We start from the raw sequence: 14,384 nt of genomic DNA, 5'->3' as shown, positions 1-14,384 counted from the left end.
TTCTTTTATTTTTATAATTCGTCTTCTAAAATGCACATAGATTTCAAAATGAACCTTAGGATTTAATGAAATTAAGTATATCTAAATTCACTTTATCAGCATCTGTTGTTGGTATTCCGTGGCAAAGTCCTGGATAAGTGATCAATTTTCCATTTTTTACAAGTTTAATAGCTCTTAGTGCTGTAACATTATGAGGAACAATTTGATCGTCTTCGCCGTGAAGTATTAGTACTGGATAATCGACGCTTTTTAAATCCTCTGTAAAATCTGTTTCAGAAAATGCTTTTATGCAGTCAAAATGTGCTTTTATGCCGCCCGCCATTCCCTGACGCCACCAGTTATCCTGAATTCCTTTTTTTATAACTGCCCCTTCTCTATTGTATCCGTAAAAAGGAAAAGTAATATCCTGATAAAACTGTTGTCTGTTATTTGCTGTATTAAAACGGATATCATCAAATACTGCTAATGGCACTCCCTCAGGATTATTTTCGTTTTGAATCATATATGGTGTTACAGCACTAATCAGTATCACTTTAGACACTCGATCTTTACCATATTTTGCAGCATATCGAATGGCTTCGCCGCCGCCAGTCGAATGTCCGATATGAATCGCATCTTTTAAATCTAGAAAAGCTGTAAGTTCTGCTACATCTGCTGCATAGGTATCCATTTCATTACCTGTAACTGTTTGTGTAGATCTTCCGTGCCCTCTTCTGTCGTGTGCAATTACTCTAAATCCTTGGTTTAGGAAAAAAAATAATTGTGCATCCCAATCGTCTGCTGACAATGGCCAGCCATGATGAAAAAAAATTGGTGTTCCAGTTCCCCAATCTTTGTAATAAATCTCTGTTCCGTCTTTTACTGTAATCCTAGCCATATTAGTTTCTTTTTAATAGTTATTATAATTTTAAAATGAATTCTATTTCTGATCATAAATTTTAAGCTTTTGTCAAAAGCATTTATAAGTTTTCGTACCACTCGATAATATAATTAGCTACTGTTTCCCATCCAGGTTCTCCGCATATAAAGTGGCTTTTCCCTGGAAAAATCTTCAAATTAACTCTGCTATTTTTGTCTTTATATTTTTTTGCCAGCGTTGTTGTAAGAGATGCAGGAAAGATATTGTCGCTTCCCCCTCCAATAAACAAAATAGGATTATGAGCTTTGCCAAAATCAATATTAGAGAAAGAGTTCAAAACAAGTTCACGGCTTACTTTATAACTTTCGGGAACTGCAATGCTGTCAAAAGCAGCTGCCCTTTCTCTTTCGGGCAATGTGTTGAAAAAACATTTGTCGTACCAGTCGCGGCTCCCCATAAAATATTTTGAAGACGAAAAAAAACCAAAAGCCGGCAGTACCGATTTTAATGTTTTAAAGGGAGGAAAAACATTTTTTGGAGGAGCTCCGTCAATACTAACTGCGGCGTCTGCCTTGCCGAGTTCCAGTAATTTCATAGCTGCCATTCCTGCCATCGAATGCCCAATTATTAATGGCTTTTCAGGCAGGCTGTCCACAAGTCTTACAATGTTGTCAACTACATCTACAAAACCTGTTTGAACAAGATCGGGATGAACCTGTTTTCTTAAATCAGAAGGGTTTCCTTCGTGACCCGGATTGGCTGGCGTATAAACCTTATAGCCTTTTTCTTCATAACGTTCTTTCCACCTTGCCCAGCTTGTGTCGTTTACAAAATTCCCGTGTATGAGAATAATGGATTTCGATTTTGTCATAAGATTAATTGTTTAATTAGTAATAGAACTTATCACTGCACAGGTTTCTAGACAATTGCAGCCAAACCTGAGCAAAGCAATTTCAGATTACAATTTTTAATTGTATCTAGTTATGCCAAAACAGAGTACAACAATTATACTAAACAAATTAACCCTTACAAATCAAACAAATAGGCATTTTATTAGCTTCCTCACTTACTATATTTCGCAAATTAGTATCGATATTGTTAAATATAAAAAACAGTATTGAAGACGATATTTGACTTGGATCATTAAAAAATAAAAAAACAACCCGAAGGTTGTTTTTACTGAAGATTAATATTTCGTAAAATTATCTTTTAAATCATTTTACAATTAGCTTTTTAGAAACATTCAAAACATCTGAATTGATGTTAACAATATAAATTCCTGATCCTAAATTATGATTGATTTTAGAAGAAGAAGTATTAACCTTTTTGATCAGGACTTCTCTTCCAGTAATATCAGTAATTGTTAATGTTGCCACATCACCTGTTTTTAATTCTGGCAGTACAATATTAAATTCATTATTCGTTGCTGGGTTTGGGTAAATGCTAATCAAATTATTCTCAGCCATTACTTCTGGTTCACTTACACTGGCTTTTTTTGCTGTTGAAGTTGTTTGGAACTGCCATTGTGCGCTTTCCCAATTATTTTGAGCTCCAACATATTGAGCAGAACCATTTAGGTTTTCTATATGAATCATGCTTCCTGTCTGCCATCTATTTTTAATTCTAACCCAAGTGCCATCAACATTTTCGCTTGACCATTGCGCACTCCACCAAGAAGTCGATCCAGCAGTACATTGTACAGCTCCTGTCAGATTTTCAATATGTATGATATCTCCAGTGCCTACATTTTTTAGTATGAAATAAGTTGCGTCAATAGCGACTTTTTCCCATTTGTAATTATTGTTTGCTACGGTTGCACCGTATCCTACATTTGCTCCTGCATCATATAAATAATTATTTGTCCACTTATTTTTAATGGTAAAATAATTTCCTGTCGGCGTATTAACCGAAATTACAGCTGTACTTGTTTTATTTCCATCTGCAGTTGTTACTGTGATTGTTGCTGTTCCATTTGAAACTGCAGTCACTAAACCTGAATTATTTACGGTTGCTACACCTGTATTATTGGAAGCATAGCTAACTGATTTATTGGTTGCATTTGATGGTAAAACAGTTGCTGTCAATTGTTGAGTTGCACCTACAGCTAATGTCGCTGATGCTGGATTAAGACTAACACTTGTTACAGCTACATTAGATGAATTCACCGTAACTGCTACAGCTGCCGTTTTAGCTCCATCTTGTGTAGTCACCGTTATTGTTGCTGATCCTGATGTAACGGCAGTGATTAAACCAGCAGAATTTACGGTTGCTACACCCGTGTTATTAGAACTATACGTTACCGTTTTGTTTGTAGCATTTGCTGGAGAAACAGTCGGTGTTAATTGCTGCGTCGCTCCAGCGCCTAGAGTTACTGCTGCGGGCGAAACTGTTACGCCTGTGACTGCAACTGATGTAGTGGAACAATTAGTACTTTGTGTCCAAGAAAATGTACCAATCGCACTGATTTCCTCATTTGCTGTGGCATTTCCACCTCTGTTAGAATAATTCATGTTGCAATAAGTTCCGTTTCCACTAGGAGAACCTGCTATAAGTACAAAATAACCTCTGCCCCAATTTCTATTAAGTACATTATTGTTTGGGAATTCTTTACCTGTTCCGTTGATGGTTATGTCTTTAAAAGAAAGATTGTAGATACCGTCACCAGATCTTTTACTTATAGAAATAGCATCATTTCTAGAATCAATAATATCAATATTATAAAACTGGACATTCTTAACCTGAGTTCCCGCATTACTGGCACTAAAAATATCTACAGCCGCTACAGGATTGTTGTAAGTGTCATTAAAAGTTCCGCAGGCTGTTATTGTAATATCATGTATTTCATGCATGCCGTCGTTGTTAAATGGCGCTCCATCAAAATTATTACTTACTCGAATACCTGCTTCCAGATTGTCTTTTATAATTAAATTATAGGCTTTGTTATTTTTTCCTCCATAAATAGCTAAACCAGTGGCACGCCAGCAGTTTTCTGAGGTGTTGTATCTAAATGTATTATTGATACATTCCTGCCCATTTGCAGACCAAATTGCCTGATCATCATCTCCATTATTTCTAAAACTGCAGTGCTCCACAATTGCATTTGCGGTTCCTTTGCAAAGATTAATTCCGTCGGCATAATTGTTTCTAAAACGACAATGCGATAGGGTAAAGCCATCTGCTATTGCAGGACCGCCAGTATTGTATTGTGCAATCCAGGCACCACATTCAAAATGTTCTGCCCAGATGTTTTTTATTGTAGAACCAGCTGTAAAAACACCATTTATAGCTTTATAAGAATTACTTCTAGAAGCCGAATTTGTTGTTAAATAAAGATCACTAAATGAAATATTACTTGCATTGGCGCGCAATCCTCCATTTAAACTGCTAGTGTTGGTAAAATTAATTTGAGTATACCACATTCCTGCTCCTATTAAAGAAGTACTGGCAACACCAAAATACAATTCTCGGTTAACGCTGTAAACACCACTTGGAAGAAATATTTTTTTACCGCCATTTGTATCAATGAAAGTTTGAAGATCACTTCCGTTTCCAGTATAAGTTACCGAACCAGCTGGTGCTGTTACGGCAGTTGGAATTGGTTCCATCTCTGCAAAATCCAAATGCAGATTACCTGTTTCTCTAACTAGTTTTAATGTTCCAGAAGCAGGGATTTTGCTAGGAAGTTTATAACGAACTTCATCAAATCGCATCCTTGGGTTTTGGTTGGTAATTCCGTTATTATTCGGATTTCCATTGCTCCATAAATATTCCCAAGACCAGGTTGAAGTCAAAGTCAGTGTTGTAATTTTTATGTTTCCATGATATACGCCCAGAGTAGCCGTTTGTCCATCAGGGACACTGTATCGCACTACGAGTCCATCAGCAGCTTCTGTTAACGTCCATTGCACAGTTGCATTAGTCGCAGACATGTTCACACATTGCTGGTCTGAAGCTTCTGATTGAAGATCGGCTTGATTGTATGATTTTGAAGTAGTTGTACTTCCATTAGATAATTGTCCTAAGTTTGCTTCATATCTTTTATACGGCGCATCATAATATCCACGCTGCGCATATAAATTGGAGTTCAAGAGGATGAAAAAGATCCACATTATAATAGGACAGCATTTGCCCTTTTCTAAAAAAATAGCATGTAATTGTTTTCTCATAATTTTTGGTTTTTTAATTAGTAAGGTTCCTTAAATAAGGATATAACGAAACTAGACCTAAAAAATAAATTAAAGAAAAGATGTGTTAAAAATCAAGATTCATACAATGATTTCATCATGCCAAAATACTATATATCAATACAATACACTTTAAAGAGATAAAAAAGAATCAAGAATAAGTATAGATGGTAAAAGGCATTTTGTTTTGCATACATAAAAAAATCACTTCCGCAAATACAAAAAATTGCAGAAGTGATTAGTGTTCTTAAGTGATATAAATACTTTTATTGTATATTATTATGGATTGACAATATCCATATACGGAAGATTAAAACTACCATCTGTAATATTTATTACTGCACCTGATTCCATGTTTCTAACCTTTCCAGAAAATGTACCTTTAATTCCGCTTTTACTTATAGATTCAATTTTTACAGTAAAAATATCATCAGCAGTTCGTGTGTTGTAAAGTATAGTTCCGTTTGGAGTTTGAATTGCATATCGTGCAACCATTCCTTCATCGACTGGTGTTGAATAAGTACCAGCAGTAATGTTACCTCCTAATTTCCATATTTCAAAATCTAGTGAAGGTGGCAGCTGCTCCCCAACTTTCGTAGGATGGGGTGCTTCAAATCCTCCTATTACGATTTGCTCGAAACGATCATCATTACCGCCTCCCTGAAAGTTTACAGTATAAAAATCTATTTTTCGACCATCCAGAGCTGCTCTAAAATAATAATCGGATGCTGTTTTATCAGATCCGCCATCATCACTTGAACAAGCAGATAATAGTACCGCAAAAACTGATACATAAAAAAGTTTTTTAAATAAACTTGCTGTTTTATTTTTTAAACGCTGACTTCGTTATTAAAAGACTATTGCTATTCATCATTGTATATTTTTTTGATTAATAACAAATTTACTACTGGCAGATTCTAGAAACAATACCTGTATTCATGGTTATTTGCTATAAGAAATTGTAGAGCATAAAATGGAATACAAAAAGAAACCCTCCAAAATCAAATGACTTTGAAGGGTTTATATTTTTGAATGCTACCTAAAAGTATTCTTTTCAAAATCTAGTTTTATTTGGCATCAAACCATAATTTTGTAGTTAACAAATCTTTTCCTTGAGCAGTTATTGCCGCTTGGTAGCTCACTCCATTCAATGATTGTTCTGTACCTGGATAGAAGAAACGAGAAGGTATTTGCCCGTCTAAAACTGTCGCAGGACCAGCTTTCAATACAGGATAATCAAGTCTTCTCCACTCTGTAAAAGCATCAAGACCTTGTCCGTAAAAAGCAATCCATTTTTGAGTTCCTATAGATTTGGCATAGTTTGATGCATCGTATTTTACTGAAGCTTGATTAAGATAAGTAGAAATAACTGCTGCATCTGTAATACCAAATTGATTTAATGATGCTGTAATTGCATTTTTATAGAACTGCTCTGCATCTCCCGCAATGAAACCGCGGGCTGCAGCTTCGGCAAGATTAAAAAGTGTTTCTGAATAAGAAGCAATAACAGCTGGTGATGATGATGTTAAGAAATAAGTACCTGGTTTTGATGTTTTAGCAAAACCTTGACTATTAGCATCACTATTTGATAATCCGTTAGCGCCGCCAACATATTTACCAACGCTCGCATCTGACGGAAGCTGAGCATATACAGGTAAACGCGGATCTGATAATGCACTTAACTGATCGACCATTGTTTTCGAAATACGGAAATCATCACGAGTTTCAAACCAAGCTGATGCTGGATTTTGCTGAGGCGAACTGATATAAGTAAACTTAAAAGTGTCATTGTTACTGCTTAGTAAACCAGCAGCATCAGATGTTGCTTCAATAGCAGCCTGCTTAGCTAATTCAGGTTCTTTGTCTGAAATTCTCAAAGCTATACGAAGACGGAATGAATTTACCAGTTTTTTCCATTTTGAAATATCTCCTTTATAAACCAAATCACCCGTTACAGCACCGCTTGATGCGTTTAATAATGACTGAGCTTGTTTTAAATCTTCAAGTAATCCTGTATAAACTTCCTTTTGAGTATTATATGCAGGAGTTATTTTTTGACCTGCTTCTTTATAAGGAATACTTCCGTAAGCATCTGTCAACAATAAAAATGTCCAAGAACGCAGCGTTAAAGCAATTCCCTTATAGTTTGAATTTGCCTGTCCATCTGGGAAATTAATAATTGTATTTAAATCCGTAATTAAAGTTGCATATCCAGTATTCCACAAAGAAGTGAAAGAAGTGTTCGAAACATCATATCTGTCTGGTTCCGTATATTGGATTTTAGCCCAATGCTGTACAAACAATAGAGACGAGTTAAAATTGTTATCTGCGCCCCAGTATAAATCAGCCCCTTGTTTTAATGATCCTGTTAACAGGTAAGGTGCCAATGGTGTTTCAGTTGCATTTGGATTTTTATTGATATCATCCAACGTATCGCTGCAAGAGGTCAACGTTAATGCAAATAGAGTTATATAGGCTATTTTTTTTAGCATGATTCTGTATTTTTAGAATTTAAGATTAACATTAAGACTGAAATTTCTGGTTGTTGGCAAAGATAAACTCTCCAAACCTTGAGCATTTCCAGTATTGAAAGCTGTTTCTGGATCAATATTTGGTGCATCTTTGTAGATAAAGAACAGGTTACGGCCAACTGCAGTAATACTTGCTCCTTCTAACCCCAGTCTTTTGGCAAATGCCTTATTTAAATTGTAAGACAATTTTATTTCTCTCATTTTTACAAAAGTTGAGCTGTAGATATAAGCCTCGCTAATGTTGTATGAAGCTTTGTAATATTCTTGAGCACTAATAACTTGAGTATTTGGAGTTCCATTATCGTATACTCCATTAAAAATCATTCCATCATCATATACAGTCGTTCCAGCTGGAGGAGTTCCAGTTACTAAAGTTTTCGTAGTACCATTCAAGTAGTAGCTTAAACCTCCATTTGCAGCATCACGACCTGGAAGTGTCTGCGCCAATACTCCTGTATAAGTACCAGTTCTGTTAGTTCCTGAGAAAATTTCTCCACCTACACTTGCATCAACAAGGAATGATAATTCAAGGTTTTTATAAGTCAATGTATTCGTAACACCTGCTAAATAGTCTGGCGTATAATGTCCTAAAACTTTCTTAGTCGGATCAGCTTTTGGCAATCCATTTGCTCCTACTACGATATTTCCGCTAGCGTCACGCAGGTAAGCAGTTCCATAAAGTGCTCCGTATGCTTGTCCTACAGATGCTAATACATCAACACCTCCTGATGTACCTATTGTATAGTTTTGAATCTGTTTTGCATAATCCAAAATCTCCACTTTACTTCTGTTTCTAGAATAATTGGCACCAATATTCCATTTGAAATTTTCCGTCTGAATCGGGCTTCCATCCAATTGAACTTCTATACCATTATTGTTGATTTTACCAGCATTAATTAACTGAGAGTTGTAGCCACTAGATGCAGTTGTTTTAATTTCCAAAATCTGGTCGAAACTATTCGTGTTGTAATAAGCCACATCAAAATGCAGTCTATTTTTCCAGAAAGAAGCTTCTAAACCAACTTCAGTTGAACGCGTTGTTTCTGGTTTCAAATTCTCATTCAATTTCTTTTGTGAAGAAGTTTGAATCGGGTTTCCATCAAATGCAGTTTGGAAATTATAAACAGTCGATAATTGATAAGGATCTGCATCGTTACCTACTTCAGACCATCCTCCGCGTAATTTTAAGAAATCAAGCGTACTGCTTTTCAGTTTCAAAGCTTCAGATAAAATCAAACTTCCATTAACAGAAGGATAGAAATAAGAACGGTTACTGCTTGGTAATGTAGATGACCAGTCATTACGAGCTGTAAGGTTTAAATAAGCATAGTTTTTATAGCCTAATTGAGCAGATGCATAAGCGCTGTAAACTCTCAATCTTGACAAATAATTTGAAGAAGTTAAAGGGTCCCTAGAATTTGTTAATGTATACAAATCTGGTACTGCCAAACGAGGCGCTTTTTGATAGTTATTTGCATCACTGTGATTACGAATATTGAATCCAGCAAGAGCATCTAAACTAAAATCATCATTTAGTTTTTTAGTATAAGTAAAAATACCTTCTGTATTTTGCTCATTTACAGTGTAAGCATCTTCTGCATACGATCCGAAAGGAGTTCCATTTGTACCATATTTAATGGTGTATTTTCTACGGTCGTTATAATAATCAACTCCTGTACGGAATTTAAAATTAAGTCCTTCAGCCAATTTTGCATCCAAATGAACGTCACCAATTATACGGTTACGCTGCTGGCTTGTTGTATTATAGTAAGCATTCCAATACGGATTACTGTAGTAGCTGTTGTTCCAGTTAACATCTCTATTGCTTTCTAACTGATTGATATCAACCTGACGACCAAACCAAAGAAACTGAAGCATTACACCAGCAGCACGGTTTCCAGATGGACCACCTGGCAGCGCTGGAGCATTAGTTGTAATATAATTCCCCGTTACCCCTACTCTTATTCCTTTAGATATTTGATAATTTGTGTTGATTGTAAAGTTTGTTTTGTTTACTTCACTGTTAGGTACCGTTCCTAATTGTTTTTGATTGTTTACTCCTAAACGGAAATCTGATTTTTCGTCAGATCTGGCAACAGAAATACTATTGTCGTAAGTAACACCTGTATTAAAGAAGTCTTTTACATTATTAGGATGCGCAACAAAAGGCACTGCCTGGCCGTTTGAGAAAAATTGAGGAATAAGTCGTCCGTCCATTTTTGGTCCCCAGCTTTCGTCAACACCATCATTTATACCGCCTCCTTTACCATCTACATAACTAAATCTTCCGTTTGATCCTTGTCCGAATGTATTTTGAAAACTTGGCAGTGTAGCTACTTGAGAAATCGTAATACCAGAATTTAAAGTAATTCCCAATCCTTTTTGACTTTTTCCAGATTTAGTAGTAATCAAAACCACACCATGCGCAGCACGTGATCCGTAAAGAGCCGCAGCATTTGGTCCTTTCAATACTGTTAATGTTTCAATATCATTTGGATTCAAATCGGCAATTGCATTTTTAAAGTCACGAGTAGCTCCACCCACACTTCCTAACTGCGAATTATCAACAGGAACTCCATCTACCACAAATAATGGCTGGTTATTTCCTGCAATAGAAGTTTCTCCACGAATAATAATACGAGAAGATCCCATATCTCCTTGAGAATTTGTAATACGAACACCAGCTAATTTTCCGCTAAGACTGTTTAAAAAGTTCGTTTCTTTTGTCTCTGCAATATCTTTATTCTTAAGTGCTTGAGTTGTATATCCTAAAGATTTCTTTTCTTTTGAAATACCAAGTGCAGTCACTACAACTTCTGATAACTGGTTTTGTTCTTCAGTAAGCTCAATAACCACAGCATTTTTATCGACTACAACCTCTGCTTTTTTGTAACCTAAATAACTTACTATTAAAGTATAAGGAAATTTTTGTCCAGTTTGAAAATAAAACTTTCCATCAAAATCTGTTTGAACCCCGTGTGTAGTTCCTTTTATATTAACCGAAGCACCAATAACAGGGTCTTTTGTAACCGCATCTATTACTGTTCCTTCTAGTTTAGACTGGATCAAGGGTTTTGTTTCTTGAGCTTTAACTCCTATGGAAATCAACAAAACACATAACCAGATATAGCTATTTAATTTTTTTTTCATTACTTAATTTTAGTTTTATAAATAAGGCAGATCGAAACGGATATATCATTTTCAAGCTCCTTATAGAGATGTACAATTTCTTTAAGCTTCGTCATTTCTGCTGCAACAGAAATGTTTTTTTGTATCTACAAACACATTCGTTTTTTCATTTTTACTTTTTTTTTTGATTACTATTTTTGGCCTATACAATATTTCAACCCTTTCAGGTTCATTTTTTTAAAATTTTTATATGAATTAAAAAGAGAAGGTTTTAACCGTAGTAACTCACAAGCTATAGAATGATAAATGAGTCTTTTGTATTCAGAAATAAACATACAAATGGTCTTAATCTCAATGTTTTCAGCTTATTTTTTAAACTCTACTAATTCGATAGAACAAAAGTAAATTAAATATTTAAGTTCCCAAATTTTAATTTAATTTTCTGAAAAAAAAATGTTAACAAAAACGTTTTAGTAATTATAAACTACTATAAACAAGACAGTTATTAAATAAGGAATTTTTACAGTTTATGTAAGATTTTTATTTAAAATGAAATTAAAAAATGAAAAATATTGACTGAGAGAATGACCTTATTTGCATTTTTTTTGCATCTAAAAGTCAAAATGCAGTCAAAAAAGATGTAAAAACGAGACGAGAAGATTTAAGAAACAATTAAAATTATTAAAATCATTTTTGCCTATTTTTGTAAAAATACTTTCAAATGAAGCGTTCTGGTACAGCTGATCTCCCACTACACTATGGACAAGTTCCATTATGGCTCTCTGAACGGATGTCTAAACTTGGTTTTGCAATTGTTGAAACGATTGCTTTAGAATTTTCAACTTCTGAAGTTATAAGCAAGCTTAGTAATCCTTTTTGGTTTCAAAGCTTTGGTGCCGTAATGGGAATGGACTGGCACTCTTCTGGAATTACAACTTCTGTACTTGGAGCACTAAAAAAATCTGTAAATCCACATTCTAAAGAATTAGGAATCTATATCTGCGGCGGCAAAGGCAAACATTCTATGTTAACACCGCAGGAACTTTTGTTTGTAGGTGAAAAAACAGGACTTGATGGTAATAATCTTGCCAACTGCAGCAGACTTGCCGCTAAAGTTGATAATACTGCTATTCAGGATGGATTTCAATTGTATCAGCATAATTTTATTGTTGATAATAAAGGCCAATGGGCCGTAATACAACAAGGAATGAACCCTGATTCTAAAACTGCGAGAAGATACCATTGGCATTCGCCGGGTTTAAAATCTTTTATTGAAGAACCTCATACTTTTATTTATGGTGAAAATCAAGGAACTATTTTAAATCTTACTGCTCAGGCGGCGGCAAAATCCAGAGAAGGAATTTTAGAATTAGCGAAAGAATCTCCAACCAAAATAATGAAGGAAATGCAATATCTTTCTATGCCTGCGCATCACGATGTGAGAATGGAAGATGTTAACATGAAAAGACTCGGTGCTATGCTCTGGGCAACTCACGAGAATAAACCTGAAGATTTTGAAGAGCTATTGCTTTTAAAAGGAATGGGACCACGAGCTTTACAATCATTAGCACTTGTTAGCGAAGTCATTTATGGCACTTCTACCCGATTTGAAGATCCTGCGCGTTTTTCATTTGCTCACGGCGGAAAAGACGGACATCCTTTTCCTGTTCCTGTCAAAATCTATGATGAAACGATTGATACTCTGCAAAAAGCAATTCACCGTGCTAAAATTGGCAATTCAGACAAAATGGCTGCAATTCAAAAATTATCTGAAATATCTAGAAAAGCAGAAGAGAGTTTTACGCCAAATTCCAATTTTGATGCTTTAATTCAAAGAGAAAGAAATGAATCTTATAAATATGGAGGAAGAACTATTTTTGGAGAAGCTAAACCTCCTAAAAACAAACCTATAAATCCAAATAATCAATTAGAATTATTTTAAAATTAAAAATTTATCAAATAAAAAAAACTCCAAAATCAAATGACTTTGGAGTTTTTTTATTAATAGCTTGTTTAAAATATTACATTAAGTCGTTAAACTCGTGTAAAGATTTTAATGTATTTTCGTAAAATAAGATTGCAGCGATAAGATTTCCTTTATCTGAATAAGGCATCATTTTTCTTTGAAACTCTACTGTAGTATCTAAGAAAGTTGTAGTACCAACTGCTTGATTATCTAATATTTTCTTGTGATCACTATCGTCTGGAATACCTAAATCTGCCATTGTAACACCTGGTTTAGTAACCAAAGCAATATATGGAAGAGTTTTTACTAGAACTTTAATACGCTCAATGTACAATTCTAAAAGTTCTCCTTTTTGCATACCGCTCAATTCTTTTTGGTCGTGGTATTTACGGATTAAGGCTGTTGTACTGATAATACTTCTTGGGGCATTTTTTGCCTGTGCTGATATAGCGCCAGTCGTCAAGAAGAAAAGGAAACTTAGTAAAATAATTTTGCTTTTCATTTTAATGTAATTGGTTGTTGATTAATGACAAAAATATATAATTTAACTTAAATTGCAACTTTATTGATTTCTTTTTTTCTGAAAATTTTAACAAATCAATATTAACTCAGTCAGAAGCAGTATTTTTAGTACGATTGCACCAATTTAGGAGTATTATTTTCTATCTCTTCTGTTGGTTTTATTATTCTAAAGCGACTTGGGTATTTTATCCAGATACTTTTTTTGTTGCCATAGTAATCCATAAATTCTTCGCATACAAAAACGGCATGCGCTTTTGACCACGCCACTACACCGCAGTATTCACTTCCAGATTGTCTTTTCAGCTTCTGCACTTGTTTGCCTTTTGTAAATCCTAAGTATTTGTAGATTGTAGGTGTATAAACTGTACCGTCTTCCAGATCTTCTAATGCTTTATCAAAAGTCGATTCTTTATCGATAATCTGTTTGTATTTTCCCATTACGGCATAGGTCAATATTGCGTAGTCTGTTATTTTTTCACTTTCGCAATTGTCTTTAATGTAAACAAACCCAGCTGAAGTTTTAGCTATTTTAATTTCCTCATCTTTTAGAAGAAATGAGGCGTTATTCTTTAATGTGATCTTTTGTAAACTATCATTTACCTTTTCAGTTACAAAAAGATTATCCAATCCATATACGTTTAAAGATGCTTTAATAAAAGCAATTGACGAGCAATTTGTGCGTTCTCCTTGTTTAAAGCTTTCGAATATTTTATCTGCACTTAATTGTGAATAAGAACTTGAATAGACAAACATTAAAAGTAAAAATATTGAACTGACAGATTTCATCGAATTTAAATTTTTATAATTGGTTTGCACCATTTTTTTGGAATATACAGTTTTACAAATCTATAAAAATCAATTCATAGTTCTTTTTTTAGTTCTGAACTTTTTTGAAAAATTTTAAAATGTGAGTAATACTGCTTAAATAACAAGTAGATAGGTCCAAAAAAAATAAAGCGCCTTAAAATTTAAGGCGCTTTATTTTTATTTTTTTTCTTCATTGTTCATTTTGTCATCGAAATCAGGTTTTTCACCTTTAAATTTATGAGTGTCAACATCATAATTCTCATCGTTTGTTAGAACTTCATCATGATCTTTATATTGATGCTTTCTCGTATCGCTGCGATTATCAGAACTACTATCTTTAGTAATATTCTGAATTTGATTATTTGTTTTCATAATTTCTACATTTT

Annotated in this window: 10 protein-coding genes; 1 reads left to right on the top strand and 9 read right to left on the bottom strand. The window is 34.4% G+C overall.

Going from position 1 to position 14,384, the window contains the following annotated elements; all coding sequences use genetic code 11:
- Positions 1–55: 55 nt before the first annotated feature.
- From QE431_RS08955 to QE431_RS08930, 6 genes are all read right to left on the bottom strand, one after another.
- Positions 56–877 carry an alpha/beta fold hydrolase gene (locus tag QE431_RS08955; RefSeq protein WP_307295107.1) on the bottom strand — a complete coding sequence of 274 codons (822 nt, stop codon included), beginning with the start codon at positions 875–877 and terminating at the stop codon, positions 56–58.
- An 82-nt stretch (positions 878–959) separates the two neighbouring features.
- Positions 960–1,730, bottom strand: a complete 771-nt coding sequence (locus QE431_RS08950) for a carboxylesterase (protein ID WP_307295106.1) — start codon at positions 1,728–1,730, stop codon at positions 960–962.
- Between the two features lie 343 nt (positions 1,731–2,073).
- A complete protein-coding gene (locus tag QE431_RS08945) occupies positions 2,074–5,025 on the bottom strand; it encodes an Ig-like domain-containing protein (RefSeq protein ID WP_307295104.1) in 2,952 nt (983 codons plus the stop codon).
- 297 nt (positions 5,026–5,322) lie between these two features.
- Complete coding sequence (locus QE431_RS08940; protein ID WP_307295101.1) at positions 5,323–5,538, bottom strand: hypothetical protein; 216 nt, start codon at positions 5,536–5,538, stop codon at positions 5,323–5,325.
- Between the two features lie 572 nt (positions 5,539–6,110).
- Complete coding sequence (locus tag QE431_RS08935) at positions 6,111–7,535, bottom strand: SusD/RagB family nutrient-binding outer membrane lipoprotein (protein WP_307295099.1); 1,425 nt, start codon at positions 7,533–7,535, stop codon at positions 6,111–6,113.
- A gap of 12 nt (positions 7,536–7,547) precedes the next feature.
- Positions 7,548–10,724 carry a SusC/RagA family TonB-linked outer membrane protein gene (locus QE431_RS08930; protein WP_134141537.1) on the bottom strand — a complete coding sequence of 1,059 codons (3,177 nt, stop codon included), beginning with the start codon at positions 10,722–10,724 and terminating at the stop codon, positions 7,548–7,550.
- Between the two features lie 700 nt (positions 10,725–11,424).
- On the opposite strand from QE431_RS08930, the gene QE431_RS08925 reads away from it, so the two are divergent.
- Positions 11,425–12,645 carry a DUF763 domain-containing protein gene (locus tag QE431_RS08925; RefSeq protein ID WP_307295096.1) on the top strand — a complete coding sequence of 407 codons (1,221 nt, stop codon included), beginning with the start codon at positions 11,425–11,427 and terminating at the stop codon, positions 12,643–12,645.
- 79 nt (positions 12,646–12,724) lie between these two features.
- On the opposite strand, the gene QE431_RS08920 is transcribed toward QE431_RS08925, so the two are convergent.
- The 3 genes from QE431_RS08920 to QE431_RS08910 all read right to left on the bottom strand — a co-directional run bounded on the left by QE431_RS08920 (position 12,725) and on the right by QE431_RS08910 (position 14,370).
- Complete coding sequence (locus tag QE431_RS08920) at positions 12,725–13,171, bottom strand: hypothetical protein (RefSeq protein ID WP_057118242.1); 447 nt, start codon at positions 13,169–13,171, stop codon at positions 12,725–12,727.
- Between the two features lie 125 nt (positions 13,172–13,296).
- Positions 13,297–13,977, bottom strand: a complete 681-nt coding sequence (locus QE431_RS08915; protein WP_307295093.1) for a hypothetical protein — start codon at positions 13,975–13,977, stop codon at positions 13,297–13,299.
- 198 nt (positions 13,978–14,175) lie between these two features.
- Positions 14,176–14,370, bottom strand: coding sequence for a hypothetical protein (locus QE431_RS08910; RefSeq protein WP_307295090.1), 195 nt, complete (start codon positions 14,368–14,370; stop codon positions 14,176–14,178).
- Between the last annotated feature and the right edge of the window lie 14 nt (positions 14,371–14,384).

The sequence above is a fragment of the Flavobacterium sp. SORGH_AS_0622 genome (assembly GCF_030818825.1).
In the GTDB taxonomy this organism is placed as follows: domain Bacteria; phylum Bacteroidota; class Bacteroidia; order Flavobacteriales; family Flavobacteriaceae; genus Flavobacterium.
Note: the sequence above shows the minus strand (reverse complement) of the source record. Positions and strands in the feature narration are given on the sequence as shown.

Excerpts from the sequence above, each read along its gene's own strand:
- QE431_RS08925 (WP_307295096.1), top strand. The coding sequence starts at position 11,425 with ATGAAGCGTTCTGGTACAGCTGATCTCCCACTACACTATGGACAAGTT.
- QE431_RS08915 (WP_307295093.1), bottom strand. The coding sequence starts at position 13,977 with ATGAAATCTGTCAGTTCAATATTTTTACTTTTAATGTTTGTCTATTCA.
- QE431_RS08920 (WP_057118242.1), bottom strand. The coding sequence starts at position 13,171 with ATGAAAAGCAAAATTATTTTACTAAGTTTCCTTTTCTTCTTGACGACT.
- QE431_RS08955 (WP_307295107.1), bottom strand. The coding sequence starts at position 877 with ATGGCTAGGATTACAGTAAAAGACGGAACAGAGATTTATTACAAAGAT.
- QE431_RS08935 (WP_307295099.1), bottom strand. The coding sequence starts at position 7,535 with ATGCTAAAAAAAATAGCCTATATAACTCTATTTGCATTAACGTTGACC.
- QE431_RS08910 (WP_307295090.1), bottom strand. The coding sequence starts at position 14,370 with ATGAAAACAAATAATCAAATTCAGAATATTACTAAAGATAGTAGTTCT.
- QE431_RS08950 (WP_307295106.1), bottom strand. The coding sequence starts at position 1,730 with ATGACAAAATCGAAATCCATTATTCTCATACACGGGAATTTTGTAAAC.
- QE431_RS08940 (WP_307295101.1), bottom strand. The coding sequence starts at position 5,538 with ATGGTTGCACGATATGCAATTCAAACTCCAAACGGAACTATACTTTAC.
- QE431_RS08930 (WP_134141537.1), bottom strand. The coding sequence starts at position 10,724 with ATGAAAAAAAAATTAAATAGCTATATCTGGTTATGTGTTTTGTTGATT.
- QE431_RS08945 (WP_307295104.1), bottom strand. The coding sequence starts at position 5,025 with ATGAGAAAACAATTACATGCTATTTTTTTAGAAAAGGGCAAATGCTGT.